This window comes from Bradyrhizobium forestalis, from assembly GCF_002795245.1.
Lineage (GTDB): Bacteria > Pseudomonadota > Alphaproteobacteria > Rhizobiales > Xanthobacteraceae > Bradyrhizobium > Bradyrhizobium forestalis.
Genome location: NZ_PGVG01000005.1, coordinates 144746 through 167956, shown reverse-complemented (window position 1 = coordinate 167956; position 23211 = coordinate 144746). Strand labels below are relative to the sequence as shown.

Annotated in this window: 24 protein-coding genes; 11 read left to right on the top strand and 13 right to left on the bottom strand. The window is 61.6% G+C overall.

Going from position 1 to position 23211, the window contains the following annotated elements; all coding sequences use genetic code 11:
* Window positions 1–29 precede the first annotated feature (29 nt).
* Genes CVM73_RS08710 through CVM73_RS08695 form a run of 4 tightly spaced genes read left to right on the top strand, consistent with a single transcriptional unit; the run spans window position 30 to window position 3594 of the window.
* On the top strand, window positions 30–1223 hold the full coding sequence (locus CVM73_RS08710; protein ID WP_100231586.1) for a glycosyltransferase: 1194 nt from the start codon (window positions 30–32) through the stop codon (window positions 1221–1223).
* Complete coding sequence (locus CVM73_RS08705) at window positions 1210–1794, top strand: LbetaH domain-containing protein (RefSeq protein ID WP_100231585.1); 585 nt, start codon at window positions 1210–1212, stop codon at window positions 1792–1794. Before CVM73_RS08710 ends, CVM73_RS08705 begins: the two co-directional genes overlap by 14 nt.
* Window positions 1795–1825: 31 nt before the next feature.
* Complete coding sequence (locus CVM73_RS08700) at window positions 1826–2659, top strand: FkbM family methyltransferase (RefSeq protein ID WP_100231584.1); 834 nt, start codon at window positions 1826–1828, stop codon at window positions 2657–2659.
* Window positions 2660–2667: 8 nt separating this feature from the next.
* Window positions 2668–3594 (top strand): glycosyltransferase family 2 protein, encoded by a 927-nt coding sequence (locus CVM73_RS08695; RefSeq protein ID WP_100231583.1) that lies wholly within the window; start codon window positions 2668–2670, stop codon window positions 3592–3594.
* A 9-nt stretch (window positions 3595–3603) separates the two neighbouring features.
* Here CVM73_RS08695 and CVM73_RS08690 read toward each other — a convergent pair whose 3' ends face one another.
* The 8 genes from CVM73_RS08690 to CVM73_RS08655 all read right to left on the bottom strand — a co-directional run bounded on the left by CVM73_RS08690 (window position 3604) and on the right by CVM73_RS08655 (window position 13773).
* On the bottom strand, window positions 3604–5790 hold the full coding sequence (locus CVM73_RS08690) for a glycosyl hydrolase family 28-related protein (protein ID WP_100231582.1): 2187 nt from the start codon (window positions 5788–5790) through the stop codon (window positions 3604–3606).
* Window positions 5791–5811: 21 nt separating this feature from the next.
* Window positions 5812–6216, bottom strand: coding sequence for a hypothetical protein (locus tag CVM73_RS08685; protein WP_100231581.1), 405 nt, complete (start codon window positions 6214–6216; stop codon window positions 5812–5814).
* Window positions 6213–7019 (bottom strand): hypothetical protein, encoded by an 807-nt coding sequence (locus tag CVM73_RS08680; protein WP_146006578.1) that lies wholly within the window; start codon window positions 7017–7019, stop codon window positions 6213–6215. The genes CVM73_RS08685 and CVM73_RS08680 overlap by 4 nt, the downstream gene beginning before the upstream one ends.
* Window positions 6967–9234 (bottom strand): polysaccharide biosynthesis tyrosine autokinase, encoded by a 2268-nt coding sequence (locus CVM73_RS08675; protein WP_100231579.1) that lies wholly within the window; start codon window positions 9232–9234, stop codon window positions 6967–6969. Before CVM73_RS08675 ends, CVM73_RS08680 begins: the two co-directional genes overlap by 53 nt.
* A 272-nt stretch (window positions 9235–9506) precedes the next feature.
* Window positions 9507–10130: a hypothetical protein gene (locus CVM73_RS08670; RefSeq protein WP_100231578.1), complete on the bottom strand. Its 624-nt coding sequence runs from the start codon at window positions 10128–10130 to the stop codon at window positions 9507–9509.
* A 140-nt stretch (window positions 10131–10270) separates the two neighbouring features.
* On the bottom strand, window positions 10271–11773 hold the full coding sequence (locus CVM73_RS08665) for an O-antigen ligase family protein (protein WP_100231577.1): 1503 nt from the start codon (window positions 11771–11773) through the stop codon (window positions 10271–10273).
* 44 nt (window positions 11774–11817) lie between these two features.
* Window positions 11818–12399, bottom strand: a complete 582-nt coding sequence (locus CVM73_RS08660) for a hypothetical protein (RefSeq protein ID WP_245452252.1) — start codon at window positions 12397–12399, stop codon at window positions 11818–11820.
* A gap of 171 nt (window positions 12400–12570) precedes the next feature.
* Window positions 12571–13773 (bottom strand): polysaccharide biosynthesis/export family protein, encoded by a 1203-nt coding sequence (locus CVM73_RS08655; RefSeq protein ID WP_100231576.1) that lies wholly within the window; start codon window positions 13771–13773, stop codon window positions 12571–12573.
* Between the two features lie 277 nt (window positions 13774–14050).
* Between CVM73_RS08655 and CVM73_RS08650 the strand changes: the two genes are divergently transcribed.
* The 3 genes from CVM73_RS08650 (at window position 14051) to CVM73_RS08640 (ending at window position 16330) form a co-directional block, all read left to right on the top strand.
* Entirely contained in the window at window positions 14051–14623 is a 573-nt protein-coding gene (locus tag CVM73_RS08650; protein WP_245452251.1) for a hypothetical protein, read from the top strand.
* A gap of 76 nt (window positions 14624–14699) precedes the next feature.
* Window positions 14700–14975 (top strand): hypothetical protein, encoded by a 276-nt coding sequence (locus CVM73_RS08645; protein WP_100231575.1) that lies wholly within the window; start codon window positions 14700–14702, stop codon window positions 14973–14975.
* A 404-nt stretch (window positions 14976–15379) separates the two neighbouring features.
* Window positions 15380–16330, top strand: a complete 951-nt coding sequence (locus CVM73_RS08640; protein WP_245452250.1) for a hypothetical protein — start codon at window positions 15380–15382, stop codon at window positions 16328–16330.
* Between the two features lie 11 nt (window positions 16331–16341).
* Here the strand turns inward: CVM73_RS08640 and CVM73_RS08635 are convergent, their stop codons facing one another.
* Window positions 16342–16968 carry a transglutaminase-like cysteine peptidase gene (locus tag CVM73_RS08635; protein ID WP_100231573.1) on the bottom strand — a complete coding sequence of 209 codons (627 nt, stop codon included), beginning with the start codon at window positions 16966–16968 and terminating at the stop codon, window positions 16342–16344.
* A gap of 193 nt (window positions 16969–17161) precedes the next feature.
* On the opposite strand from CVM73_RS08635, the gene CVM73_RS08630 reads away from it, so the two are divergent.
* Both CVM73_RS08630 and CVM73_RS08625 read left to right on the top strand, forming a co-directional pair.
* Window positions 17162–17899, top strand: coding sequence for a metallophosphoesterase family protein (locus tag CVM73_RS08630; protein ID WP_100231572.1), 738 nt, complete (start codon window positions 17162–17164; stop codon window positions 17897–17899).
* Window positions 17900–17961: 62 nt separating this feature from the next.
* On the top strand, window positions 17962–18624 hold the full coding sequence (locus CVM73_RS08625; RefSeq protein ID WP_100231571.1) for a hypothetical protein: 663 nt from the start codon (window positions 17962–17964) through the stop codon (window positions 18622–18624).
* Between the two features lies 1 nt (window position 18625).
* Here the strand turns inward: CVM73_RS08625 and CVM73_RS08620 are convergent, their stop codons facing one another.
* Complete coding sequence (locus CVM73_RS08620) at window positions 18626–19072, bottom strand: hypothetical protein (protein WP_245452249.1); 447 nt, start codon at window positions 19070–19072, stop codon at window positions 18626–18628.
* A gap of 352 nt (window positions 19073–19424) precedes the next feature.
* On the opposite strand from CVM73_RS08620, the gene CVM73_RS08615 reads away from it, so the two are divergent.
* A complete protein-coding gene (locus tag CVM73_RS08615) occupies window positions 19425–19802 on the top strand; it encodes a hypothetical protein (RefSeq protein ID WP_208639182.1) in 378 nt (125 codons plus the stop codon).
* Between the two features lie 475 nt (window positions 19803–20277).
* Here CVM73_RS08615 and CVM73_RS08610 read toward each other — a convergent pair whose 3' ends face one another.
* A complete protein-coding gene (locus CVM73_RS08610; RefSeq protein ID WP_100231570.1) occupies window positions 20278–20523 on the bottom strand; it encodes a hypothetical protein in 246 nt (81 codons plus the stop codon).
* Between the two features lie 182 nt (window positions 20524–20705).
* On the opposite strand from CVM73_RS08610, the gene CVM73_RS08605 reads away from it, so the two are divergent.
* Complete coding sequence (locus CVM73_RS08605) at window positions 20706–21890, top strand: hypothetical protein (protein WP_100231569.1); 1185 nt, start codon at window positions 20706–20708, stop codon at window positions 21888–21890.
* A 17-nt stretch (window positions 21891–21907) separates the two neighbouring features.
* Here CVM73_RS08605 and CVM73_RS08600 read toward each other — a convergent pair whose 3' ends face one another.
* Together CVM73_RS08600 and CVM73_RS40850 are read right to left on the bottom strand one after the other, a co-directional pair.
* Window positions 21908–22141 (bottom strand): hypothetical protein, encoded by a 234-nt coding sequence (locus tag CVM73_RS08600; protein ID WP_245452248.1) that lies wholly within the window; start codon window positions 22139–22141, stop codon window positions 21908–21910.
* Window positions 22142–22771: 630 nt separating this feature from the next.
* Entirely contained in the window at window positions 22772–23188 is a 417-nt protein-coding gene (locus tag CVM73_RS40850; protein ID WP_027572839.1) for a hypothetical protein, read from the bottom strand.
* Window positions 23189–23211: the final 23 nt, after the last annotated feature.

The following is a 23211-nucleotide window of genomic DNA, read 5'->3' as shown; positions in this document are numbered from 1 at the left end:
CCGGTGATCTAAGTGATATTGTTCAAATCATGCGCATCCTCGTCGTAACTCCATCCGTAACCCGCACAGGAGGAGGTGTCTCTGAGGTCGCAAGACTCGCGTCTTTAGGCCTATCTGAACGGGAACACCATGTGCAGGTTGCGACCTTGGCGGACGACTTCTTTGAACAAGACGTTTGGCGTTGGAAACAGTTGCCAGTGCGAGCACACCAACGCGTGGGTCCCAAGAATTTTGGTTTCTCGCCCGGACTTCTGCTTGGTCTCTTCAACAGTCGCGCTGACCTAGTCCACGTGCACGGCGTTTGGATGTTTCACTGCGCTGCGGTTCTGGCGTGGTCGCTGATCACCGGGGGAAGATACGTCGTCACCCCGCATGGCATGCTGGAGAAATGGATACGGCGGCGCTCGCCGTTACTGAAATGGATCGTCTCGCTACTATTTCACGATTGCTTCTTGCGTCGCGCTTCCTGCTTCCAGGTATTGACGGAAAAGGAAATCGAGGATGTGAGGGAGGTGGTTGAGAGCGCACCCGTACGGCTGATCCCGAACTACGTGGAGGTCGAATTGACCTCGTCAGCACCGACACGCCCCGCATGGTGGCGGCCGGAGTTCGATCAACGTGATGTCTATCTCTACTTCGGTCGAATACACGAGAAGAAGGGTTGCCTGGAGCTTTGCCACGCCTGGCATCAAGCCTGCGCCAAGAGCACAGAATTTCGTCAACGATCGGTGCTCGTTTTTTGCGGTTGGGTGGATCATCTGCCAAGCTTCGAGCCTCTCGTCGCTGAATTGCAAATGGAGTTAGGCAATATACACTTCGCGGGCCCACAATATGGCTCCGCCAAGGCCAGTACGCTCTCCGCCGCTACGTTCTTCATCTTGCCGTCGAAAAGCGAGGGACTTCCAATGGCGATATTGGAGGCATGGGCGCATGCAAAACCTGTCCTCATGACCAAGGAATGCAACCTGAGTGCCGCCTTTGCTGATCGTGCTGCGATCCAGATTGAGCAGGACGCCAGCTCGTTGTCCGAGAGCCTCATGTCTGCATCCCTGTTGACGGTGCAAGAGCGAGTTGAACTCAGCAGAAATGGACAGAACTTTCTCAGGAAGCACTACTCCAAGGCATCGGTCATCGACCAGCTGACCGCTCTGTATACGGAGGTGGTAAGTGCTCCCGGCGACGCACGTGTCGACGCAGGATTGGACGGCCATGAAATCCGCTAGTCGAATGAACCCAAGCCCTAAAGCTGGCGGCGCGACCTATCCGCTGCGCCATCGCATGGAGCGCGCCATCTGGAACGTGGTTTGGCTCCTGCTAGGAATTTGGACGCCCACTCCTCTCCATGCTTGGCGGCGGATGCTGGTGCGCCTGTTCGGCGGAAGGATTTCTGAAACTGCCAAGATTTATCCCGGGGTCAAGATCTGGTATCCGCCCAATCTCGAAATGCACGACTACGCCTGCTTGGGGCCCGGCGTAACCTGTTATTGCATGGACAACATCACGCTTGGACCATTCGCGCTCGTGTCTCAGGGCGCCCATCTCTGCGCAGGGACTCACGACGTGGACGACCCTGATTTCGCATTGGTGACGAAACCGATCCGCGTAGAATCCCACGCATGGGTGGCCGCGGACGCCTTCGTTGGTCCTGGCGTTACAGTACACGCATACGCGGTTCTAGGTGCGCGAGCGGTGACGATGAAAGATCTCGAAGAGCAGACGATATATGCTGGAAATCCAGCCAAGCGCCTCAGGATGCGGGCATCGGCCGTCGAAGTACTCGGCAGGGGTCGATGAATAAATCGATTGCAACTACTCACACGAGGGCATGTCGGCGATGAATTGGCGCAACAGTCTGTTAAGCCTGCGGGCGAGCCGGTTGGGAGAGTTCGCCATTGGGCTGCTTGATTTCGACTTGCCCTGGCGGCTCCCGAATATCTCGTTTCCTGTTTATCTCCAGTCATCCAAAAACCTCACGGAGATGCTGACCGCTGGCGGCAAGGAAGCCGGTGAGCGCGAGATATTTCGATTGATTTCTGGACGGAGCGAAATGCAGGACTTCTGGGATATCGGCGCCAATATTGGGCAATATACCTGGGAATTCATATCGGCCGGCTCCAACAAACGAGCGTTGCTGTTCGAACCTGATCAGCGCAACGTTGCAACGATTGAAAAGACAATTCTGCGTTCATCTCTTTCGACTTGCGAACTGATGAAATTGGCCGTGTGCGACCGGATTGGAACGCTGGAGTTCAAGCGTGACACCATCACCGGAAAGCAGGGCACGATCGTCCAGGATGCAAACATCGAACGAGTGATGGGTCGTGCCGCGCAATCTTCCATCATACCATGCACGACTCTGGATCGCGTCTACGAGGAGAGGCAGCGCGCTCCTGATATCATCAAGATCGACGTCGAAGGAGCCGAGCAGTCCGTCATCAATGGCGGAGCGCAGCTTTTTAGAGAGCACAGCCCAATAATCTTCATTGAGGTTCTTCCTCAGAACTTCGACGGCGTGAAGACTCTTTTGTCGTCATCGGGATATCAGATATTCGATGCCGTCACTCGGGGGGTGGCGCACGAGCATTCTTTCAATCTCATAGCCGTGAACCCTGCCCGGCATCGCGCGATATTTGACGATTTTTTTGCAGCGGGCAGGTAGGCTCAACCATGCTCTCCGTCATCATCCTCACCTACAACGAGGAAAAACACCTCGACCGAGCACTCGAGAGTGTTGCGGGGATCGCCAGTGAAGTATTCGTGGTCGATTCCTTCTCGACCGATAGCACCGTGGAAATCGCGAAGCGTCATAACGCGATTGTGCTGCAAAATCCCTTTGTCAATCAGGCGAAGCAATTTCAGTGGGCTCTCGACAACGCACCCATAAGAAGTGATTGGGTGATGCGACTGGATGCTGACGAGTACATTGAGGCTGATCTTGTCGCGGAGATCCGTGCTCGGATTCCAACACTTCCCTCCGAAGTAACCGGCGTCAACCTCAAGCGAAAGCTCGTGTTCATGGAGCGAACCATCAAGTACGGCGGACGAGGAATCCTCGTCATGACCCGCATTTGGCGGCGCGGCTACGGCAAGATCGAGGATCGCTGGATGGATGAGCACATCTTTGTTCGAGACGGCCGCACGGTGACTTTCCAAGGGGGATTTGCTGATCACAACCTGAGCGGCCTGTCCAGTTTTACCGACAAGCACAACAGGTATGCCACACGTGAGGCTGTCGAGGTCCTGAATCAGCGCTTGCATTTCATGAGGCCGACCGCCGCGCTTTCAAGAAGCGGAAGCTCTTCACAAGCCTCGATCAAACGCTTCCTAAAGGAGAGCTTCTACAATCGAATTCCATTCCAAATCAGCTCTTTAGCCTATTTTCTGTATCGCTATCTCTTCCTCCTTGGCTTCCTGGACGGCAGAGAGGGGCTGATCTACAATGTGTTACAGGGCTTTTGGTACCGTTTTCTGGTAGGATCAAAGGTCGAAGAGCTGGAAAGGGCCGTGCGCCATTTGCGCGAACCTGATGCTGTTGCCGCGGAACTGGCCCGGCTGACAGGGTTGAAGATCGAACCAACCGTTGCGCAGTCTTAGCTCGAGAAATTAATCGCGAGTTGCTGGGCCTTTTGTTTCGGAGCTCACATTGCTTTTGATCAAGACGCCAGTGGCTCCCTCATCCACAATGATTGAATTACTCGCTCGCTGAGACAGCTGATTTTTTTCAATTACCACATCGCGAACGCCGGGAGCAGCTTTTATATAACCCCTCACTTCAATATGCGCATCCTCCGACAACGTATTCGAACGGATGATCGTGGCCAGCGACAACGGGGCCGTATTGGGAGGCTTCTGAGAACCCCATGTTCCAATAAAAGCATCCCGCCACAAGTCGCCCTCGGCGATTTGGTTGTGCAAAAACTGAGAATACCACGTCGGCTGATACGCTCTGTAATACAACCCCCTGTTGAGCAGCCCCCAGGTCCGGCGTGAGATATTGTCCGCAACGACATGCTCAACGGACGAACCAAAGAGCTGCACGCCAGTGCTTGCGTCAGAAAGCTCGTTACCGACTATCAGGTAGCGGCGCTGCAATGTGGTGAGCGAGACGATGGAGGAATTGTCCGTCTGAACGTCGAGCGGATCATCGAGCAGAACGTCCAGCCCTTCAATTGAACGAATCCGCCGCACTTGTCCCATGCCCCGTCCCCCTAGAACAAAGAGACCCGCGCCAACGCATCTTTGTAAATCCTGCGGCCCATCCGTCTGCGATGGCTGCAGAGTTATTTTACGCCTGTCACCGCCAATGGAAGCCGCGTGGCCGTAGTAACATCCTCCAGGGCCATCGGAGGTCACCGCCTCTCGATCCCATCCGTTCATCATCTGGAGGCGATTGTGCAGAAACGCGACGCTTTGGGCGAACATCTCGTGCTTGCTGAGCGTGTTCAAGCCTCCCCCCGTACTCTGTAGGTCGCCTCCGATCACATCGTTGTCCTCGAAGATCACGCGATCTGCGCCACTAATGGAGTACCACCCCCAACGCCCGTTGTAGAGCTTGTTGCCTGTCACCCGCGCCGAGCGGGGACGCTCGAGATACAGGGAACGGCCCGAACCGTAGAGGTCGCAATCCTCGACAATGAGGTTCTTGCCGGTCAGGCGAACCGTATCCGGTCCGCCGGTCGAGAATTTCAGGGCGGCCTTGAGGCGGTCATTGGTCTGGTCCGGAGTGAGATGACCGCGATACATCGATGCGCGCACGGTCACGTTGCGCAAGACGATGTTTTGCGGCTCCGTAGCTTCGTCGCCCGGCGCACGAGAAAATCCACCGCTGATGATATGCGCGTGGTTGGAGGCCACGATCGTGAGGTCCTCGATCGCAAACTCCGTCGAGCCGTCGAGCAGGGCCAAAGGAGGCACAGGGAAGTCTGGCCAGATCAAGCGCACCAGCGTGCGCCCCTCGCCCTTCAGGCGGGTATGGGGTGGCAAGGTCAATCCATCTGAGAGGCGGTAGTAGCCGCGGGGAAGGAACAGCGTTCCTCCGCCTTTTTGCGCGAGGGACAGCAACGCCGACTTGAGCGCGGGCGTGTCGTCGCGCACGCCGTCAGCAACGGCACCAAAGGCCTTGGCATCGAGGGTCAGGTCGGGCCAAACCGCCCTCCCTTTCACCCGCCAGATGCCGACGTCCCGCCAATCATTGGAATCGCCATGACCATTCCAGAGCCTGACCGAATATTCGCCGACATCGAGATCGGCAGGGAGACTGAACGTGGAATCCCACGTGCTCGCGACGGATGGCTGCAGAGAGATCTCCGCGCCGGCGCCGCCAGCAGGCTTCAGCCGACCCACCGCCCCTTGTCCGGACGCAATGTTGCGGCCGAACACGCGAAGCCAGCCCCCCGGGCTGCTGCTCCCGCCGAGATCACCCTGCGGCCAATAGATGGTCGGGGCATTCAGGTCGAGGGCGGGAGCAGCATCGCTGCCAAGCGAGATGCGATAAACTCCTTGGGCCATGTCTTTCGGAATCGTGAATTTCAGCGACTCGTTGCTGACTTGCACGGGAATGACCTTGACGCCCTGAGCCGGAGGAGCTGCGCGCTCCGCTTGGTCGGCGACGCGCGTAACTTCAACGGTCTCGACCTTGGCAAGGCCATCACCAACGACGAGAACCGTCTCGTCCGGTCCCACGGGATCGCTGGCCCAGAACACGGAAGGTGCACCAACGGCCGGCTCGCAAGCCGAAAGGACGAAGGCAGACATCAATGGCGCGATGGTGACGCACGCAAACCGGTGCATGAACGGTCCTGCCCTTCAGCGCTACCGTTGGGTGATGGTGTAGCGGAAAGTCGTCACGCCCTTCATGCTGCCGAGAATCGTATCGACGCGCTTGTATGCCTGCAAGACGACTTCGTTGCAGTGATCGGAGTTCGCGTAACAAACCTTCGCCTTGATCAACTTCGCACAGTTGTTCTTGATGCTCACAATATGGTCTTGCATAGCAGGATTGGCGGCCCCGGCACGAGCAGCTGCCTCGACATCGAGGCACGGCCGTCCCAGCGGATCCCGTATCACGTTCGCTCCCGACTGGTCCAAACTGCGTTGCATGGTCAGCGCCGGGCCTGTGGTGGTGGTCTGCGCACGACCGCTGGAAACGCTGATGCAAAGGATGCACAGGGCCGTCAGCCACAGGCGATCCTGAACGAGACAGGTTGGAGCCATCACCAGGGTCTCTCCTTTTGTTTCACGCCTGGGACCTGAATGTCGTAGCCGTCCCGGAACAGCATGCGTGCGAACGCCTCCCGAGAGACGAGATCGACGCGCTGAAGCCCGGCAAGCAACCGATCGCGATGCGCCCATCCGATGCCGGTCAGATTTGCTTCCGTGTCGTTCCAAAAATCTGCATCCACCATCTCGGCGAACTCATCTACTACGCGTGCCTGAGCTAATTCGCTCAGCAGCGGGAATACGCCAAGCGCAACGCGATTGCGGCGAACCGCAATCCAGCCCTCATTCGGCCCGGCCAGATATGATCGTTCCAGGTGGGCCACCGTCTTTGGATCAAAGCCGCTGCGGCTCGTCTCGACCGAGTAGAGCATCAACCACAGAAACGAATCTGTGGGATTGACAGAGAGCGCCTCAACCAGCTTTTGCTCTGCCGCTGCGATCTCGGCATCCGCCTCATCGGAGCTCTTGCGCGCCATGGCCACTTCGGCAAGCCGAACCCGCGCGAGCGCACTGGCACGAAACAGTTCGGGCGGCGACAGGGCAGCCGCAGCTGCAGGCTCGATGAGCGCAAGGATTTCCGCCAATGCCTGCGCCTTCAACCGGTCATCCGAGATGATCCGTGCCGCTATGTCACGGGCCGGCAAAAGCCCCCGAAAGGACGGCAACACCATAAGAGACCAGAGCACGCTGGCAAGCCCGGACGCAAGCAACAGTCCACGCAGCAGAACCACGAACGGCCTAGGGCGGCTATTCGACATACCCGTAACGGGCATAATATTTCTGATAGTAGTAGCGGCCATGATAGGACTCGTAGCGCGCCAGCGCTTTCGTGTCGGCCTTGTTCAGGACGACGCCGAGAAGCTTGTCCTGGATTTCCGGCGAGCCGCGCAGATTGTGCCGGACCACATCGATCTTGGTCCGGCCCCACTCCACCACGAACACGTAGGAGTCGACGAACGCGGAGGTAACGCGCACGTCTACAACGGGCGCCATTGGTGGCATGTCCAGCACTACATAGTCGAACTGCGCGCGAAGCTGGGTCACCAGCGCGTGCATCGCCTTCGACGCCAGTATCTCGTTGGTGTGCAACAGCTTCGAAGTGGCGCCCGCTGGCAGGATCGACAGCTTCGTCTCGGCATCGACGATCAGGGCGTCCTCGAGCCGCGCCTTCTGCGCGACGACATCGACAAGGCCGATCTTCGCATCGGGCACCAATGCGCGCGACAATGAGGGGTTCCGCAAATCGGCATCGACGAGGATCACCCGCGCGCCGCCATGCGCCATCAGCTGTGCGAGGTTGGTCGACAGCGTACTCTTACCCTCGTTCGGCAAGGTCGACGTCGTAGCCAACACACGGTTCTCGCGCACGATAGAGTTGAGATCGACCGCCACCTTCACCGAGCGCACGGCTTCCGAGAAGCGTGACAGCGGATTGTTCACGATATAGCGCAGCAGATCAGGCTGAGGATTACCCTTCGCGGCGAGCTTGCCGCCCAGCATCCTCTCGCCGAGCCCGGGCGCCGCGGTCGCGGGACCGAGCGCTGGAAGAATCGCGATGCAATTGGCGCCGAGTTGTTCCTCGACCTGGCCAGTGGTACGGAACACTTTGTCGGTGAGCTCGCGCGCCATCGCCGCGCCGAAGGCCAGCATCATACCGCCGAGCAGGCTCGCCGCCAGGATGATCAGCGACTTCGGGTAGCTCTTCACCAGCGGCGTCGTTGCCGCGCTGATCACCCGTGCCTCGGTAATCGGGAACGATTGCTGCTGCACGCTCTCCATGTAGCGCTGGAGGAAGTTGTCGTACATCGCCTGGTAGGACTGGGCGTTGCTCTCGAGCTCGCGGAGCTGGATCTGCGCGTGGTTGGTGAGTTGCGACTCCGACACAGCATTGGCGAGGCTGGATTTGATGCTCTCCTCGCGCGTCACCGCGATGTCGTAATCGCTCTTGTAGGATTGCTGGATGCGCTTCAGCTCGTCGGTGATGTTCTTCTTGATCTCCGCCATCTGCCTGCGCAGGTTGACCGCCGCCAGGTGATCAGAGCCGTATTTCATAGCCCAGATCGATTCCTTGGACGCCATGTCGACGTACTGGGCGCGGAGCTTGACAATAGTGTCGTTCTTCAACGCGTCGGCGACGTTGGCGTCCGGAATGTCCTGCTTGAGGATGTCGTTCATGCGGTCGAGCCGTGCCTTGGCTTCGGCCGTGGCCGCGTGAGCCATCACAAGCTGACTATTGACCTCTGCAAGCTGCTGCTCGTTCATCAGCCGCCCACCGGTGTCGACGATGTTGTTGGCCGTCTTGAAATCCACCACTGCCTTTTGCGCAACGGAGGCTTGGGTGCGCAGCTCCTTGATGCGGTCCTGCAGCCATACGCTGGCCCGGCGGGTCGCCTGGTACTTCGCCTCGAGCTGGTCGACGATGTAGGCGTCTGCAATCGCATTGGCGATCTTCGCGGCCTTATTCGGATCTTTCGAGGTGTAGCCGATCTCCATCACATAGGTCAGGCCGAGGCGCTTGATGGTGCGGTTCTTCTCGAACACGCCAAGCGCCTTGCGAGTTTGCTCGAATTCGGACGATGGGCGGCCCTCCGAGAAAAGCCCCGAGACGGCGCCTATAATTGTGCCGAGCAGACCGCCCGCACCGCCTGTGAACTCGGGATCGTCTGTCAGATGGAGATCGCGGATCACAGCGAGGCTGATGTTCTCGGATTTCAGAATCTCAACCTGGGTCTCCACCGTCGCGGAATCGATCGCGATATCGCCAAGGACGGATTGCTGCTGGAACAGCTGCACCTTGCGGGTGTCGATCACCATCGAGGCGGTGGAGGTGAATTGCGGCGCGGCGGTGAAGAGATAGAGCAACGCCAGGATCACGCAGGCCGAGACGATCGCGACCATGGTCGGGAATTGGCGGCGGACGATCTCGACATACGAGGTGAGCGTCTGGGCCGGAGAGCCTTCAACCTCGGCGTAGTCGCGGTTGATCTCCGACGACGGCTTATTCACCTGCAGCATTGTGCAATTCCTGAAATCGTCCAGCGACTGGTTCTGGAGGACGGCATTGGGATGAGAAAGTCACGCGAGCAAAAACACTCGAAAAGAACCGGCACTTGAAGGCGAATATAACACGCGGCGAAACGCGGCTGAACTCAATTGATGCAGCGCAACGGTGCGCGCACATTATAATTTGCGCGGAAGCTTAACGCCGTAAACGCAAAACGGCGCCGCAAAGCGCCGTTCCGTCGTGGAGCGGTCCGGCCGGACCGCTCCTGCAAGCTCGTCGGCGCTCAGCGGCGCGGGCTGACGTTGTTCGAGGCGTTAGTGATTCCGGCGGTACCTGCGCCCGAGTTCGGTGAGACGGTGTTCGCATAGTGGAATCCGCCGAAGCTCGGCGCACCGTTGTTAGAACCGCCCGTGTTGCCGGGATTGCCACCCGGCCCGCCCGCGCCGGATGAGCCGCCCGCACCACCGCCGGTCGCGGCGATCGCGACGTCGCCGGTCGCGGCCTGGTAGGCGGCGATCACGTCCTGGTTGCCGGTGCCGGCGATCGCGGCCTGGATCTCATTGGCATAGGCCTGGTCGGACTGCGCGGCCATGCGGGCGACTTGGGCGAGGCCGCCGACGATCGCGCGCATCTGGTCCTTGGTCGTCGCGGGATCCTTCAAGAGCGCGATCAGGCCGGGAAGCGTGGTCGGATCGGAGGCGCCGAGATCGCGCACGCGCGAGATCAGCTGCGGGCCGCCGGTCGGATATTGCTGCAACAGGCTGCTGGGGGCAGCCTTGAACTCGGAAATGACGGTGGCCGGCAGCTGGCGCTGCGGCGGATAAATGGCGGCGCTGGCGGCCGACGAGATCGTCGCGGCGAGGGCCGCGGCGGCAGCCATGCGAAGCGCGATTCTGATAACGCTCATAAATCAACCTCCAAAAAATCAGCTGCCCCGATGTGCTTCCTCGGCCCGGGCAAATGGCTGTGCAGTGCGGAACCTATCGGAAGAGACGAGAGCTGTCCACTTATTCTAAAGACTTCGTAAACGGCGCAACTGCTTCAAATCTAGACACTTTTGTGAAGCTCGGGCAGCGTGCGCGCCGTGCGGGCAGCGGTTGTCGGACCGCCCTCGCCTCGCGGCCTGGTAGCGACGTGGTCCGCCCTCGGGCGGCCGTCCCTGGTCGAGAAGGATTGCGCCAGGCCCGCGCCGAAAAGCGCAAAGAACGGAATGCTGTAGCCGGGCACCTGGAGCGTGAAGTCGAGGCATGAATGCAAAAGCGACAGCGTCGCGGTCGCCGCAGCCGCCTGCGCGATGATGGCATCGCGCCGCCGTCCGAACACGCCCCGCGCCAGCACCAGCAGCATAATGGCCCAGCCGAGCGCCACCAGCAGCGCCATGGGAATGCCTACCTCGGAGGCAAGCTCCAGCGGCGTCGAATGCGCGGCATCCCAGACGCCGCGAATCGAGATGTTGGGGCTGCGGTAGGGCGGGAAGGCCCATTGGAAGGTGCCCATGCCGGTGCCGAACCACGGGTTATCGGCGATGATCCGAAGCGTCGATTTCCAGGCCTCGACGCGGCCCTCGTCGACCAGGCCCTGGCTGTCGAAGCGGCTCGAGACGCGGCCGCCGAGCAGCTGCAACAGGCCGAGCGCGACGGCGAGGCCGGAGCCCAGCGAGATCCAGATGCCCGTGCGCGGCGGCAGGTCTTTTCGCAGAAAGAGCGTGAACGCGACGATCATCGCCAGCAGCGACAGGCCGACGCCGGCGCGCGAGGTCGTCATGAACATCGCCATCAGGCAGATCAGGAGGCAGCTCAGCTGCGGCAGGATTTCTCTTGGCGGGATCGTGCGCAGATCGAGCGACAGACGCCGCCATTCGACATGCCGCTCCGGCAGGCGGCGGCGGACGTCCTCCAGGATCAGGAGCATCCAGATCCCCGCGGCCGAGCCGAAATACGCCGCCGCCGTGTTGCGGTTGATGAAGGTGCCGGTGACGCTGCCGAGATAGGCGTTCTTGTCCCGCCACAGGATCATGGTGGGCTCGATCAGGAACGAGAGCACGCCGTAAAGGGCGTAGGCCGCGCCCGAGATCGCGATCACCCACAGCAAGCGGCGCGCGCGCTCACGCTCGGCGCCGACGGTGATACCGAGCACGATGGCGAGGATGTTGGCGAGCGGCGCGCCGAGCGCGAAGAACGCCTCGTTCTTGACGATGGACGCGGACGGGGCGATCGGCACGCCGAGCAGATCCGAGGCCTGCTTCCAGATCGGCTGGAATGGCGCGACCCAGGGATGATCGGACAGCTGCTCATGCAGGACGAACGCGTAAGCGGCGACGATCACGCCGATGCCGGCGAGCAGCCAAAGATGCGGCGCCCGCAGATCGCGCGTCGGCGCGAAGATCACCGCGACCCCGAGACACAGGCACCAGAACGCGATCGACAGATCATTGGTCGAGCCGAACGGAAACGGCGCGCCCGCGGCCACGAAGAACAGGATGAAGGTCGCAGGCAGGCTCCATGACCAGCGAATCCTGGACCAGCTGATGTTGGGAGGCCAAAGGTGCATCGTCGTTCTGGAGCGAGCTCTGTTCGGGCGGGCTTTGCTTGAGCTTAGAGGAAGCAATCGATCGGATAGATCTTCAGATCGACGTTGAGACGGCTGTTCCGGGTCTGGGCCCGGAACGCATAGAATAGCCCAAAGCCATCGCTCCCCTGATCGAGTTTTATTCCGGGGGTTAACTCGTCGGGTGGGACGAGAAGGCCGATGTGCCGGTTGATGGCGGAGACCTCGACCCGCCCCTCCCCTTCGGCAAAATGCCCGCCGAGCTGGGTCACGGTGACCTTCGGCAGGCCGCGGCGCTGATGGCAGACGTCCTCCTCCCAGAGCTTGGTCTGTTGGACCAGCGGTTTGCCCGGGCCGTCAGGCACGACGATATCCGGGAAAGACGGGCGCAGCATCCCGAAGAACTTGCTCTCCTTGGAGTTCGCCGAGAGACGGACGGTGAAGGACAGCTCGCCCTTGGCCCCCTTCAGGCGCGACAAGATCGGAGCATCAGGCTCGGCCAGAACCATCACATCGATGCGGTGGCGGACGCCCAGCTCTGCGGCAGCGCCGAGAACCGTCCCGGCCGGTGCTAGCCCGAAGACGACAGGGACCAGAGCCAGACAGCGGCAAAATGTTCGAAAGCGCATGAAGCCCCTTGCCATGCTGCGGGGTCACCGATGGCCGGCGCGCCGTGCCGAGTGGCGCCCGGATCCAGATGCCGAACGCGTAGCCCCGACAGAACCGCTTCGATTGCTAAACGAAAATGGCACCGGGACAAAGCCCCGGTGCCATCGTCTTTGGTCGATCAAGTCGGCGTCTTACGGCGCCAGCTTGATGTTGTTGCGGAAGATCAGGGCGTCGTTGGAGAGGTTCACGGCATCGCTGCCGGTCGCCATGATCACACGCAGGTAGTTCAGGAACTTGGCAACTTCGACGTTGCGCGAGTTCGAGACGTAGATGATGTCGCCGTTCTTCATCATGACCTTGGTGGCGAGGAAGAAGCCGCCGGGATCGCGGAAGTTCACGTTGAAGATGACCGGGATCGTTTCTGACGTGTACTTGCTCACGTCGATGCCGAGCTGGGCTGCGACCTCGCGCGGCTCGCGGCGATAGAGATAGACGGCAGCCGGATCGGCCTGGCCATCCAAGAGGCCGCCGGCCTTGCCGACCGCTTCGCCGAGGTTGATGCGCCAGGCATCGAAGTTGAACTCGCCGCTCTGGCCGCTGGCGCCGAATGCCAGGAACTTCTGCTGCTCGCGATAGACGTAGATGCTGTCGTCCGGACGCACATAGACGTTGTTCTCGGGCGCCATCACGAGATTTTCGAACGGCACGGTCGCCCGCTTGCCCGCGCGCTCGAGCATGACCCAGGTCTCGAAGCCCTGGCCCTTGATGCCGCCGGCGCGGGTGATCGCATCGAGCACGCGATCCTTGGCACCCGCCGCGCTCGCCGGATAACGCGCCGGCGAATTGACCTCGCCGAGCACGCTGATGAGCTGGGTGCGCTGCGAGGACATCGCCACGACCGCCTGCGGCTCGATGGCGCGGTTGCCGATCTTCTCGATGATGGCGCGCTGGATTTGGACCGCCGTCAGACCCGCCGCCTTGACCTGGCCGGCATAGGGCACGGTGATGAAGCCGTCATTGTCGACCGATTGATCCGGGATGGTCACATAGTTACCCGGGCGGACGCCGGCTTCCGCCGGGATGAACAGACCACCAGCCGCAGCTTCGAAGATGGTGACGCTGACGACGTCGCCGATGCCGAACACGATGCTGGCGGGCGGACGTCGGTCGGTGAACACGCCGGCGAGCCCCTTGGGCTCATGGGTGTGCAGGATCTTCACCGTGGCCGGATTGAGCGGCACCAGCTCGTAGGCCGGCGCGTTTTCAGTCTGGATCTTGTTGTTGACGTCGTCCGTGAGCGGACCCGAGCCGGGATTGGTCGAGCACGCCCCGAGCGCTAAGGCAGCGGCCAGAAACGCCGGCTTGAAAAAATATGACTTGGCAAAGGAATGCATGAATCGCGCCCCAAGAGACCCCAATTAGCCTCGATTGGTACGGCGGCGCGGGCGGTGCGACAAGGGTTCCCGAGTGGTTAACGGTGCGATCGGTCGGCTACTGTTGCGTGTGGGCCACTGTTTGGGGCTTAGTTTAAGCCTTTGTGACTATTTGTTGTATTTCGTGTGCCCGGTCGGCGAGCAAACCGCCCAACTCAAGGGCTCGATGTGTCGAGCGCAAGGCTTCTTGACCTCGCGGCCGTCTGCTAAGGCTGGGTCTATTGAGGATAGGACTCCCGTGTCTGCCCCCCTTCTGATCACGCTGTTGGCAAGTTCCCTGTTTGGCGCGGCTGATCGCCCAGGCGATCCTGGCCCCTCCTGCATTGGCAGCGCGCCATCGTCATGCCAGGGCACATCCATCGTTGCCGTCGCCGCCCCTGCGTCCTCCTCCGTCTGGAAATTCACCCGGACCCAAGGGAGCAAGGACGGCGAGAGCTTCGCCGCCATCATGAAGACGGCGGACACGACCCAGTCGGACCCGGACTTCGCCGGCCTGATCGTCCGCTGTGCACCGAAGGGCAAGATCGACGTGCTGGTGGCCTTGATACGGCCCTTCCCGCCGCGGAGCCACCCCAAGGTCACCATCGCCGCGAGCGGCGGCGGCACGCTGACGTTCGACGCCAGCATGGCGGCCGCGGGCGCTGCCGTGCTGCTGCCCGACGAGGTCTCCGCCTTTGCCGCCGGCAAATGGCAGACGACGCCCTCGCTGTCCGTGGTCGTGAGGGAAAGCGACAGCGAGATCAAGGGTATGGTGGCCCTGAACGGGCTGCGGGAAGCCTACAATTCATTGCTGGCCAATTGCAGCCTATAGGCCAAATTTAGCCATACAACTTAAGGGTCTTTTTAGGGAGGGGAACCTAGGGTCCGGAGCACAGAGAGTGTTTCGGATGACCGCGTTTTTGATTTTCAGCTTTTTGGTAGGTGCCGTGCTGGGCCAACGCTTTCGGGTCCTGGTGCTGCTGCCGTTGACCTTCGTCATGGTGCTCGCCGCCGTCCCGGTCGGCTTGCTGGTCGATCTCACGATGCTCGAGAGCCTCAAGGGCGTGGTGTTCGCGGCCATTGCCCTGCAGGGCGGCTACCTCTTTGGGTCAGGCGCGCGCTTTGGCCTTGCTGCCGCGCGCGCTGGCCGCGTCTTCGCCCGGCCGGTCAAAACTGTGCGCTGACGACGCGCGCAGACCTTCGCTTGAAAACCAACCGCCCGCTTGTATGGTGACCTGACCGTTTCAGGATTCCCTTCGAGCGCCGTTTGTCCCTCGCTTATTTCGCCCTCATCGTTTCCATCGTTTCCGCTTCCGCTCTCGAATTCGCCGACGCCAAATTTGGTGTGCAGCTGGGGACGATGGCCGCAGCGCTCAGCTTGCTGGCGGCCGCCTTGAGCACGCGAAAGGCCGACTACGAGCACTATGTTCGCGCGACGTCCTGGGGCCGCTGGATCCTGATTGCCATTCCGCTGTGCATCGCCGCCCAGCTCGCCCCGCTTCCGCTGGGCGGCGCGCACCCGATCTGGTCCAGCGCTCACGACGTCCTCGGTGGCCTCTCGCTCGGGCCGATCACGGCCGATATCGGCTTGACGGTGAACGCGCTGCTGCTGGCGCTTGCTGCGATCTCGTCGCTCAGCGTCGCGATCCTGGTGGTCCGCAACCGCGGCCGGGCCGAGCTGGTTCTGTTCGTGCTGAGCGGAGTAACCGCGGCCTCCGCCTTGATCTTGGACCTGCATCGGCTCTCGCCGGCGCTTGCTGCAAGCGTACCCCATGACCTCACGACGACCTTGGCCGGCCTCGGCCTCATGCTCAATCTGGCGGTCATGCAGCTCGCAGCCGAACGGGCCGAAACCCGTCACTCGCTGCTTCGCTCGGTCGCGATCGGCCTTTGCGGTCTGGTCGGGGCCTTGGTCAGCGCCGCCGCGATCTTTGGGTTTTCAGGAACGAGCAGCGCGATCGCAGCGGCGTTTGGCGTCGTGCTGATCCTGCTGATCCTCGTCATCCGCAGACTGGACCTGTCGCCATTGGCCGCGGGCGCATTGTCGGTGGCGGCTCTGATCGGCGCGGCGATCGTGCTGACCTTTCTTTTCGACAAGAGCTCCGGACCGATCCTGCTGCGGCTCGTCCCGGAGATGGGGACCGAGACCAAGGCCGCCCTCGAGCGCATGTTGGCCGATACGCGCTGGTTCGGCGCCGGCGCCGGGACCTTTGCCGCGGTGGGCAGGATCTATCAGAGCGATGCCGGCGCCGTTTTATCCACGCCCTCGGCGGCCACTTCCGTGTTTGCGGGGATGGGATGGATCGGCCTGGCTGCCATGATCGCGGTGAGCCTGATCGTTTTGGTCCGCCTGTTCTTAGGCGCTCTGCAGCGCGGACGCGACTCGTTCTTTCCGGCGGCAGCCGCCGCCTGTGTTCTCTTTGCGCTGGTCCAGAGCTTTGCGGGTCCTGGATTGCTGCGCCCGGCAGCGATCCTGTGTCTTTCGGTAATCGTGGGATTGGGGCTGTCGCAGAGCGTCAGCCAATCCGGATCACGATAGAGCGCGGGTGATCAAACCGCACGATCTCCGAGTGAGGCCCAGTAGTTCGGATTCTTGGGCGACTGGATGCGGACCCAGCGATAGGGCTTCTTCGACCACGGCATGATGTGGCCGGAGAGATTGTCCAGCACGAAATCGCCCGAGAAGGTGCGCACCACGACCACGAGATGATGCTCGCCCCAGGTGGTCACGACCTCGCTCAGCAGCACCGCGCGCGCCGGAAAGCCTTTGGCGATCAGATCGTGGCGTTTTGTCACGGCGTAGTCGTTGCAATCACCGCTCGCCGGGTGCAGCAGCCATTTCTCGCCGCGCAGGCCTTCCAGGTTGGGCTCAGGACGGATCGCGGTATTGACCCGCTGGTTGACCTCTTGCATCTGCGCCATGCGCTCGGCCGTCAGCTTCAGGCGTCCGCCCCGGAAGACGATCTGCTGCGGCCGCGGCTTGCACTCGTCCTTGTACTTCAGGCAAAAGATGGTGAACGCCATCGGCGCCAGCGTCGGCTGGTCGAACTTGATGTATTGGATGGCGCCCCGCAGCCCCATGGGCGCGCCGACAAAGGCGGCTTCCGCGCTCCGCTGCGTCCCCGCAGCAACGACGACAGCGGCCACGGCCGCCAGGAACTTTACAACTTTGCGCATGTCGCGCTCCCCGTTTTTGTTGGGAAGGACGCTACGCGAGACCTCTTGAAATACGGCTCAAAGGCCGCGCGATGCTTTAATCAAAATGCGGGCGCGTTGGTTGCAAACAATTAAGAATACCGATGTGTGACTTGTTCTGCTAAGAGCGGTAACGAAGTTCCGCTCGTGACGCCAAGGCGATTCGACCGACCTGATGGGCCTTTCCTCGCGCTTTCGCAAGAAGACCAAGCCTCGGCTTCCCGACGGCGTTCGCGTCTATGCGATCGGCGACGTGCATGGCCGCGCCGATTTGCTTCAATCGCTGTTAACCGTGATCGACGTCGATCTTGCCCGCTCGGCCCCCGAACGCGCCATTCAGGTCTTCCTCGGTGACTATGTCGACCGCGGCCCGGACTCGCGCGCCGTGCTTGATCTGTTGATCGAACGCTCGAAATCGCACGAGACGGTTTGTCTGAGGGGCAACCACGAGGTCTTCCTGCTCGAGGTGCTCAAGGACCCCGCCCGCCTGCAGGAGTGGCGCCACTACGGCGGCCTGCTGACGCTGGTCTCCTACGGCATCACGCCGACCATGAATCCGTCCGCGGAGCAGCAGGTCGAGCTGATCGAGGGCTTGAAACGCGCGCTGCCGGCGGAGCACCTGGCCTTCCTCCAGCAATTGCCCTCGTCCTTCACCTGCGGCGACTTCTTCTTCGTCCATGCCGGGGTCAAGCCGGGCATCCCGCTCGATCGGCAGAAGGATGAGGACCTGCTCTGGATCCGCGAGGAATTCCTGGCCTCCGAGGAGCGCTTCGGCAAATACATCGTTCACGGTCATACCCCGGTCAGCGCGCCCGACATCCGCCCAAACCGCATCAACATCGACACCGGTGCATATGCGACCGGAAACTTGACGCTGCTGACGATCCAAGGCGATAGTCTGATGGCAATTTGAGGGCTCCGGCTGAACCTCAATCCCATCGTCGGCTCGCCCGCACAGGCCTCGTCAATTCCACCATGACCCGCATCAACCTGCTTCGCGTCATCGGCATCGTGACCGCAATCGTGCTGGCGCTTCACGCCGGCTTGGCATTCTATGGCGATCTCGTCCGACCGAACTTTCGCGCCAGCGACTTGTTCTCGGGCGAGATTCCGCCCGACAAGGCCAAGCTGGCGGCCGCCGGCGGCCTGGCACCTTTCTCATGGGATGGCGATCTGCTGGCGAATTATGCGGCCGCGATGGCCGCTGACATTCTTCACCGTCCGTCGATCGATGCAGGCGGACGGGCCAGCGAGAACAAGGCGGTCCAAGCCGCGGTCATCGCCGCCTTGAAAGTCTCACCGATCCGACCCGCGCTGTGGCTGACGCTCGGCACGCTACAGGCGCAGGCCGGCGAGGCGGTCACGCCGGCGGTGAAGATGTCCTACTTGAGCGGGTCGGTGCCGATCGACGTTGCCTTCTCCCGCGTCCAGACCGTGACCTCGAGCGCCGCTGCAACCGACGAAGAAATCAAGCTGCTGGCGCAATCCGACATCCGCGCGGCGCTGGCCCATCGCTCGCGTTACGAGCCGCTGCTGATCGCGGCCTATGTGCAGGCAACGCCGCAAGGCAAGTCGCTGCTGCTCGAGACCGCGAAAGTGACCGATCCCAAATTCAACGAGATCTTGCGGCGGTACTGACTCAGCGCACCGATTTCGGGTTCACGGGCACGAAATCCTGATCGCGGCGCGGCTGATCGGATCGGCCCTGGTAGACGAACATGCCCTTCTTGGTCGTGACGATGTCGCCTCGCTGCAGGCTGTCGTCGCGAAGCAGACGTTCGGTCGCGACGAGGTCCGGATCTTCCGGAATCGGCTTGTAGAGCTCCGGATGCTCCCGCCGCTCGCGCGAGACCTCCTTGGCGCGGCGCCGTGCGTCCTCGATCCGCTGCCGCCATTCGTCGCGCGAAATTTCCGGCTCACTGGGTGGAAGATAGTCGTTGACGGACGGCTCCGGCTCGGTCTGGGCCAGACATGACAGCGGACAGGCACAGAGGACCCATCCGACAGCGGCGGCCACCGCCGCCTTGACCGGCGCGCGCACCGATATCGAGCGATCCGATATGGACTTGCGGCGAGTGGATCGCACTCCGATGACTCCCAAGCGGGCCGCGCAGCAGCGAGGCCGCCGCAACTTCAGCTGATGCGGTTGCCAATTGCAACATTTTAAGAGGGCGTGGCCGTCCTATCAAAATACGAAAACAACCCCATGCACAGTAGCCGGCATCAGCCAAATCAATGGGTTACGCCTTTCCCGAAATTCGATTTGCTCCGTCGGGCAAAACAGGGGTAGGATGGCATGGTCTGGGAAAGGCCGACCGGATGATTGGTCTTTCCTGAGATCCAAATCGTATGATCGGCCTCAGGGCAACAGCTCCGTTCTAAGACCGCGTTAGGTCCTTGCTGCGAACTTTCGGCATCCGCTCGTGGAGTTACCGAGAATGCGTGCAAGATCGGTGTTGCTGTCAGGTGTTGCCTTCGCGGCTTTCGCCATGGCTGGCCCGACGGCGCACGCGAGCCCCCTCTGCATCAAGGACAGGACGCCGTTCGCCTTGTCGCACGATACGGTGAAATGGACGATGTCGATCGCGCCTGGAGCCGACTGCATCCAGGGCCTGCGTTGGTCGTACATGCAGATCTTCAAGGTCTCGGTCGTGAGCGGGCCATCACGGGGACAATTGGCGGTGGTCGGGTCCGGCTTCCGCTATTCGGCAGAACACGAGGCGCGCGGCAGCGACAAGTTCACGCTGCTGATCTCGGGCAAGAACCGGCACGCCGCAGGGACATCGACCCTGGAGGTCGAGGTCAATCCGCAATAGCCCGCTCTGCGATCTTGGCGGGTGTTCAGCGCGACTAAAGCGCGATGCGATTTGGATGAATCGCCATCGCGCTTTAGGTGATTGTTTGAGCATGATCTTTTCGGAAAACCGCTGCACACTTTTCCGGATCATGCTCTAACGGCGGCTTGAGCCACTGCCCCGGGTTCTATTCCCGTGATAGGGGCGGGCGAATCCGCCCCTCGTCACGGGCGGCTCGATCCGGCTCGGGATATTCGGCGTCGCGTTAGGGGGCGAAGGCTGCGACGGGTTGACGATGATCACATTGCGATTGGGCGTCGAGGGGTCATTGACGCCCTGGGCCCAGGCGCCGGCAGCAGGCACGACAAGCGCGAGTGTGATCAAGACTAATCGTTTCATGCGAGATCTCCCGAGCGAGAACGTCAGGGAGGCGACCACCGTTCCTTCACGGCGGTATCACGGTTCGTTGCGTGACCTCAGCGAGGCACGGGTGACCTCAGCGAGGCACCGCGATCAGCTTGCCATCCCTCCAGACGCCTTGGGCCGCCCGTCCGGCAGGAAGGCTCCCCGTCACATTCCGGACAGCGGTGGGCCGCGAGGCAGCCTGGGTCGTCTGTTTCTTTTTATCGGGCGTGGTCACGATGCTGGAGCTGGTGGTGTTGGCCTGATCCTTGGTCCCTTGCGCAGAAGCAGACTGAACCAGGAAAGCCAAGAACATGATTGCTGTCAAAATGCCGCGCATGGTCGAACACCGGAAAGAGGAGCTGGGCGAAATGTCACAGGTTTCTGACCAAAAGCAAGCTCTTCGAGACGGTCGCGCAGGACCTTGCAGCTCGGATCATCAAAGCGATTCACCGCGACCGGAGGGATCCGGGTGAAAAAGCCTAGCGAAACAGCACCATCCGAGCTAGTTGATCGGCCTTGATGACGGAGCCCGGCGACACAGCAGCCAACGCCTCGCAGGCGCAAGAGATCAAGGCCGGACTTGTCCGCCTGCTGACGGAGCGGATCCGCGAAATCTCCGACGACCCCAGGCAGATGCGGGATGCCGTGTACGAGCTGGCCCGCATCAAGCTTCTGGAACAATTCACCCACGCCGATGCGCGGGAAGCGCGAGCGCTCCAGCAAGTCCTCGAGCGCGCCATTCGGGAGGTCGAGCGGTCCTTTGAACGAAGCGGAACATCCTCATCCTCACCGCCAGAGGCCGCCGCAGCCTCCGCGGCGAATTCTCCGCCGGTCAGCCTCCCTGTTCCTCCGCCCATTCCGACGGCTACCGAGACGCCGCGCCATCCTGCCGCGCCGCCAAGATCGCTGGAGCAAGCCAAACGGAGCGGCGCCTTCAATTCTCTCGTTCGACTAACCGCCATCCTCCTGGTGATGGCGGGCGCCAGTACCGCGGTCGTCTATTGGCCACGGTTGAAGACACAACTGACCGCATTGTCGCAGGTGGCGCCGCCCGAGCGTGCGCCGAAGAGTCCGGAGCCTCAGCCAACCGCGATCCCGACCCCCTCGGTGGGCGAGACCGTGGAACGAACGCCTGACAGCTCAAAGGAGCCGGCGCCAGCTGCGCAGCCCTCGATGCCATTGCCGACGACGTTCGGCGTCTATGCCTTGAGCGAGGGCCAGCTCCATGAGCTCAAGCCGGTACCTGGAAAAATCCCGGACCGGCGCGTCGCGATCTCCGCCGCCATCAACACGCCGAGCGTGACCACATTGCCGGACGGCGATGTCAGATTCATCGTGTTCAGGCCCGACGGGGGTGTCGATGCAAGCGGGACCGAAGTTCGGGTGGTCGCGAAAGTCTCCCGGGCCATGGGCGTCGATGCCACCGGGAAGGCCGCCATGGTCAGCGCCGGCGATTCCTGGGTCATCCGCAGCATGTCCTACCCCTACAAGGTAGGTCCGGTCGAAGACCAGTCGAGAATGCTATTGCTCCAACCGGAGCAAGACGGCTTTACGCTCGCGCCCGGCCGCTACATCGTCGTCGTCAAGGGCATGGGCTACGACTTCACCGTGGCTGGAACGATCACCGATCCCAATCAGTGCGTCGAACGCATCAATGCGACCAACGGCGCGTTCTACTCGCCCTGCCCGCCGCCCCGACGCTAGCGCAGCCTTCCCGTTTCCTATTTGGTCGGCTTCTTGTCCTTTGGCGCGTCCGCCGGCATGTCGTCGACCTTGCCGTTGTTGGCGACACATTTCTGGAAGTATTCGCGCTGATCCTTGCCCGTTCCCTTGGCGCTCCCGGCCGCGGGATTGCCGATTTGTCTGGGCGGAAAGGCCTTGGCGACCGCCGCGTCGCATGCGCGCGCCACCTCGGCGGTGATGGCCGAGGCCGTCGCCGGCGCGGCCAGTGTCAAGACACATGCCAATCCAACCAACGTCCGCAATTTCTTGACCGGCACCTGTTCGCTCCTTCAAATCCGGATTCTTGCGGGAAGCATATCAAAAAGGATCGAAGCGCCAAACGGCAAAGCGGCACCGAATTGTCAGGCGGTCCGCCCTGCATGCCGCAGGGCTATCGCATTTGACTCTCGGCGGCGGCCTGCGCGCACGCCTCGTCCCTCGAGACGACCGCTGCGCGGTCCCTCAGGATGAGGCTAATCGGCGTCGGTGCCCGTTGAAACTGAACTGCTGCCGCGCACTCTGTCCTCATCCTGAGGAGCCCGCCTAAAGCGGGCGTCTCGAAGGATGGCCGCAGAGCGCGCAGCAAGATTGCCGACACTAAACGGTGATGAGATGAGGCTTGATTGCTCCAACGACGGAGGTGCGCTCCCTCTCCCGCTTGCGGGAGAGGGTTGGGGAGAGGGTGCTTCCGCGATGGGACAATCCCCAAGAGGAGAAAGCCCTCACCCGGCGCTTCGCCATAGCCGAGGCTTTGCCTCGGCGTCATTTGAGATGACGGCCGCCCAAAAGCGGCCTACGCCTCTCCCGCAAGCGGGAGAGGTGAACGAGCCGCAGCGATCGATTCGACCTAAAACTATTCCGCGTTAGCTGTTGAGCTGCGGCGGTTTGAAATCCGGAAAACGCGTCAGCATTGCGGTCTTGACGAACTTCAAGTGAGCGATGCTGCTCGCCAATTCCTTGAGCCGTCGCTGGCCGTTCGAGATGTCGGCCGCGAAGAGATCCTGATGATAATTATCGAGCGCTTCCCGCTCGAGATATTCATCGGTGCCGTTACCGAAGGTGACGGACGCACGCGCAAGGGCATCGTCAACACGCCGGTTGAGCCCGGCCTGCTCCCTCTCCGCCTCCTGCAACGCTGTTTCGATCGCCGCCAGGACGGCACCGATCCGCACGCGGTCGGTCTCCGCATCACGCTCGACGGAGCGGGCTTTGAAGCCTTTGTCCTCGCGCCGGGAGCCGAGAAGATTGTGTGCGCGCGCTCTCAGGAACAGCTGAAACATCTGGGCCATCCCACATTCGAGAT

Excerpts from the sequence above, each read along its gene's own strand:
- CVM73_RS08710 (WP_100231586.1), top strand. The coding sequence starts at position 30 with ATGCGCATCCTCGTCGTAACTCCATCCGTAACCCGCACAGGAGGAGGT.
- CVM73_RS08705 (WP_100231585.1), top strand. The coding sequence starts at position 1,210 with ATGAAATCCGCTAGTCGAATGAACCCAAGCCCTAAAGCTGGCGGCGCG.
- CVM73_RS08700 (WP_100231584.1), top strand. The coding sequence starts at position 1,826 with ATGTCGGCGATGAATTGGCGCAACAGTCTGTTAAGCCTGCGGGCGAGC.
- CVM73_RS08695 (WP_100231583.1), top strand. The coding sequence starts at position 2,668 with ATGCTCTCCGTCATCATCCTCACCTACAACGAGGAAAAACACCTCGAC.
- CVM73_RS08690 (WP_100231582.1), bottom strand. The coding sequence starts at position 5,790 with ATGCACCGGTTTGCGTGCGTCACCATCGCGCCATTGATGTCTGCCTTC.
- CVM73_RS08680 (WP_146006578.1), bottom strand. The coding sequence starts at position 7,019 with ATGGCCGCTACTACTATCAGAAATATTATGCCCGTTACGGGTATGTCG.
- CVM73_RS08675 (WP_100231579.1), bottom strand. The coding sequence starts at position 9,234 with ATGCTGCAGGTGAATAAGCCGTCGTCGGAGATCAACCGCGACTACGCC.
- CVM73_RS08670 (WP_100231578.1), bottom strand. The coding sequence starts at position 10,130 with ATGAGCGTTATCAGAATCGCGCTTCGCATGGCTGCCGCCGCGGCCCTC.
- CVM73_RS08665 (WP_100231577.1), bottom strand. The coding sequence starts at position 11,773 with ATGCACCTTTGGCCTCCCAACATCAGCTGGTCCAGGATTCGCTGGTCA.
- CVM73_RS08660 (WP_245452252.1), bottom strand. The coding sequence starts at position 12,399 with ATGCGCTTTCGAACATTTTGCCGCTGTCTGGCTCTGGTCCCTGTCGTC.
- CVM73_RS08655 (WP_100231576.1), bottom strand. The coding sequence starts at position 13,773 with ATGCATTCCTTTGCCAAGTCATATTTTTTCAAGCCGGCGTTTCTGGCC.
- CVM73_RS08645 (WP_100231575.1), top strand. The coding sequence starts at position 14,700 with ATGACCGCGTTTTTGATTTTCAGCTTTTTGGTAGGTGCCGTGCTGGGC.
- CVM73_RS08635 (WP_100231573.1), bottom strand. The coding sequence starts at position 16,968 with ATGCGCAAAGTTGTAAAGTTCCTGGCGGCCGTGGCCGCTGTCGTCGTT.
- CVM73_RS08630 (WP_100231572.1), top strand. The coding sequence starts at position 17,162 with ATGGGCCTTTCCTCGCGCTTTCGCAAGAAGACCAAGCCTCGGCTTCCC.
- CVM73_RS08625 (WP_100231571.1), top strand. The coding sequence starts at position 17,962 with ATGACCCGCATCAACCTGCTTCGCGTCATCGGCATCGTGACCGCAATC.
- CVM73_RS08615 (WP_208639182.1), top strand. The coding sequence starts at position 19,425 with ATGCGTGCAAGATCGGTGTTGCTGTCAGGTGTTGCCTTCGCGGCTTTC.
- CVM73_RS08610 (WP_100231570.1), bottom strand. The coding sequence starts at position 20,523 with ATGCGCGGCATTTTGACAGCAATCATGTTCTTGGCTTTCCTGGTTCAG.
- CVM73_RS08605 (WP_100231569.1), top strand. The coding sequence starts at position 20,706 with ATGACGGAGCCCGGCGACACAGCAGCCAACGCCTCGCAGGCGCAAGAG.
- CVM73_RS40850 (WP_027572839.1), bottom strand. The coding sequence starts at position 23,188 with ATGTTTCAGCTGTTCCTGAGAGCGCGCGCACACAATCTTCTCGGCTCC.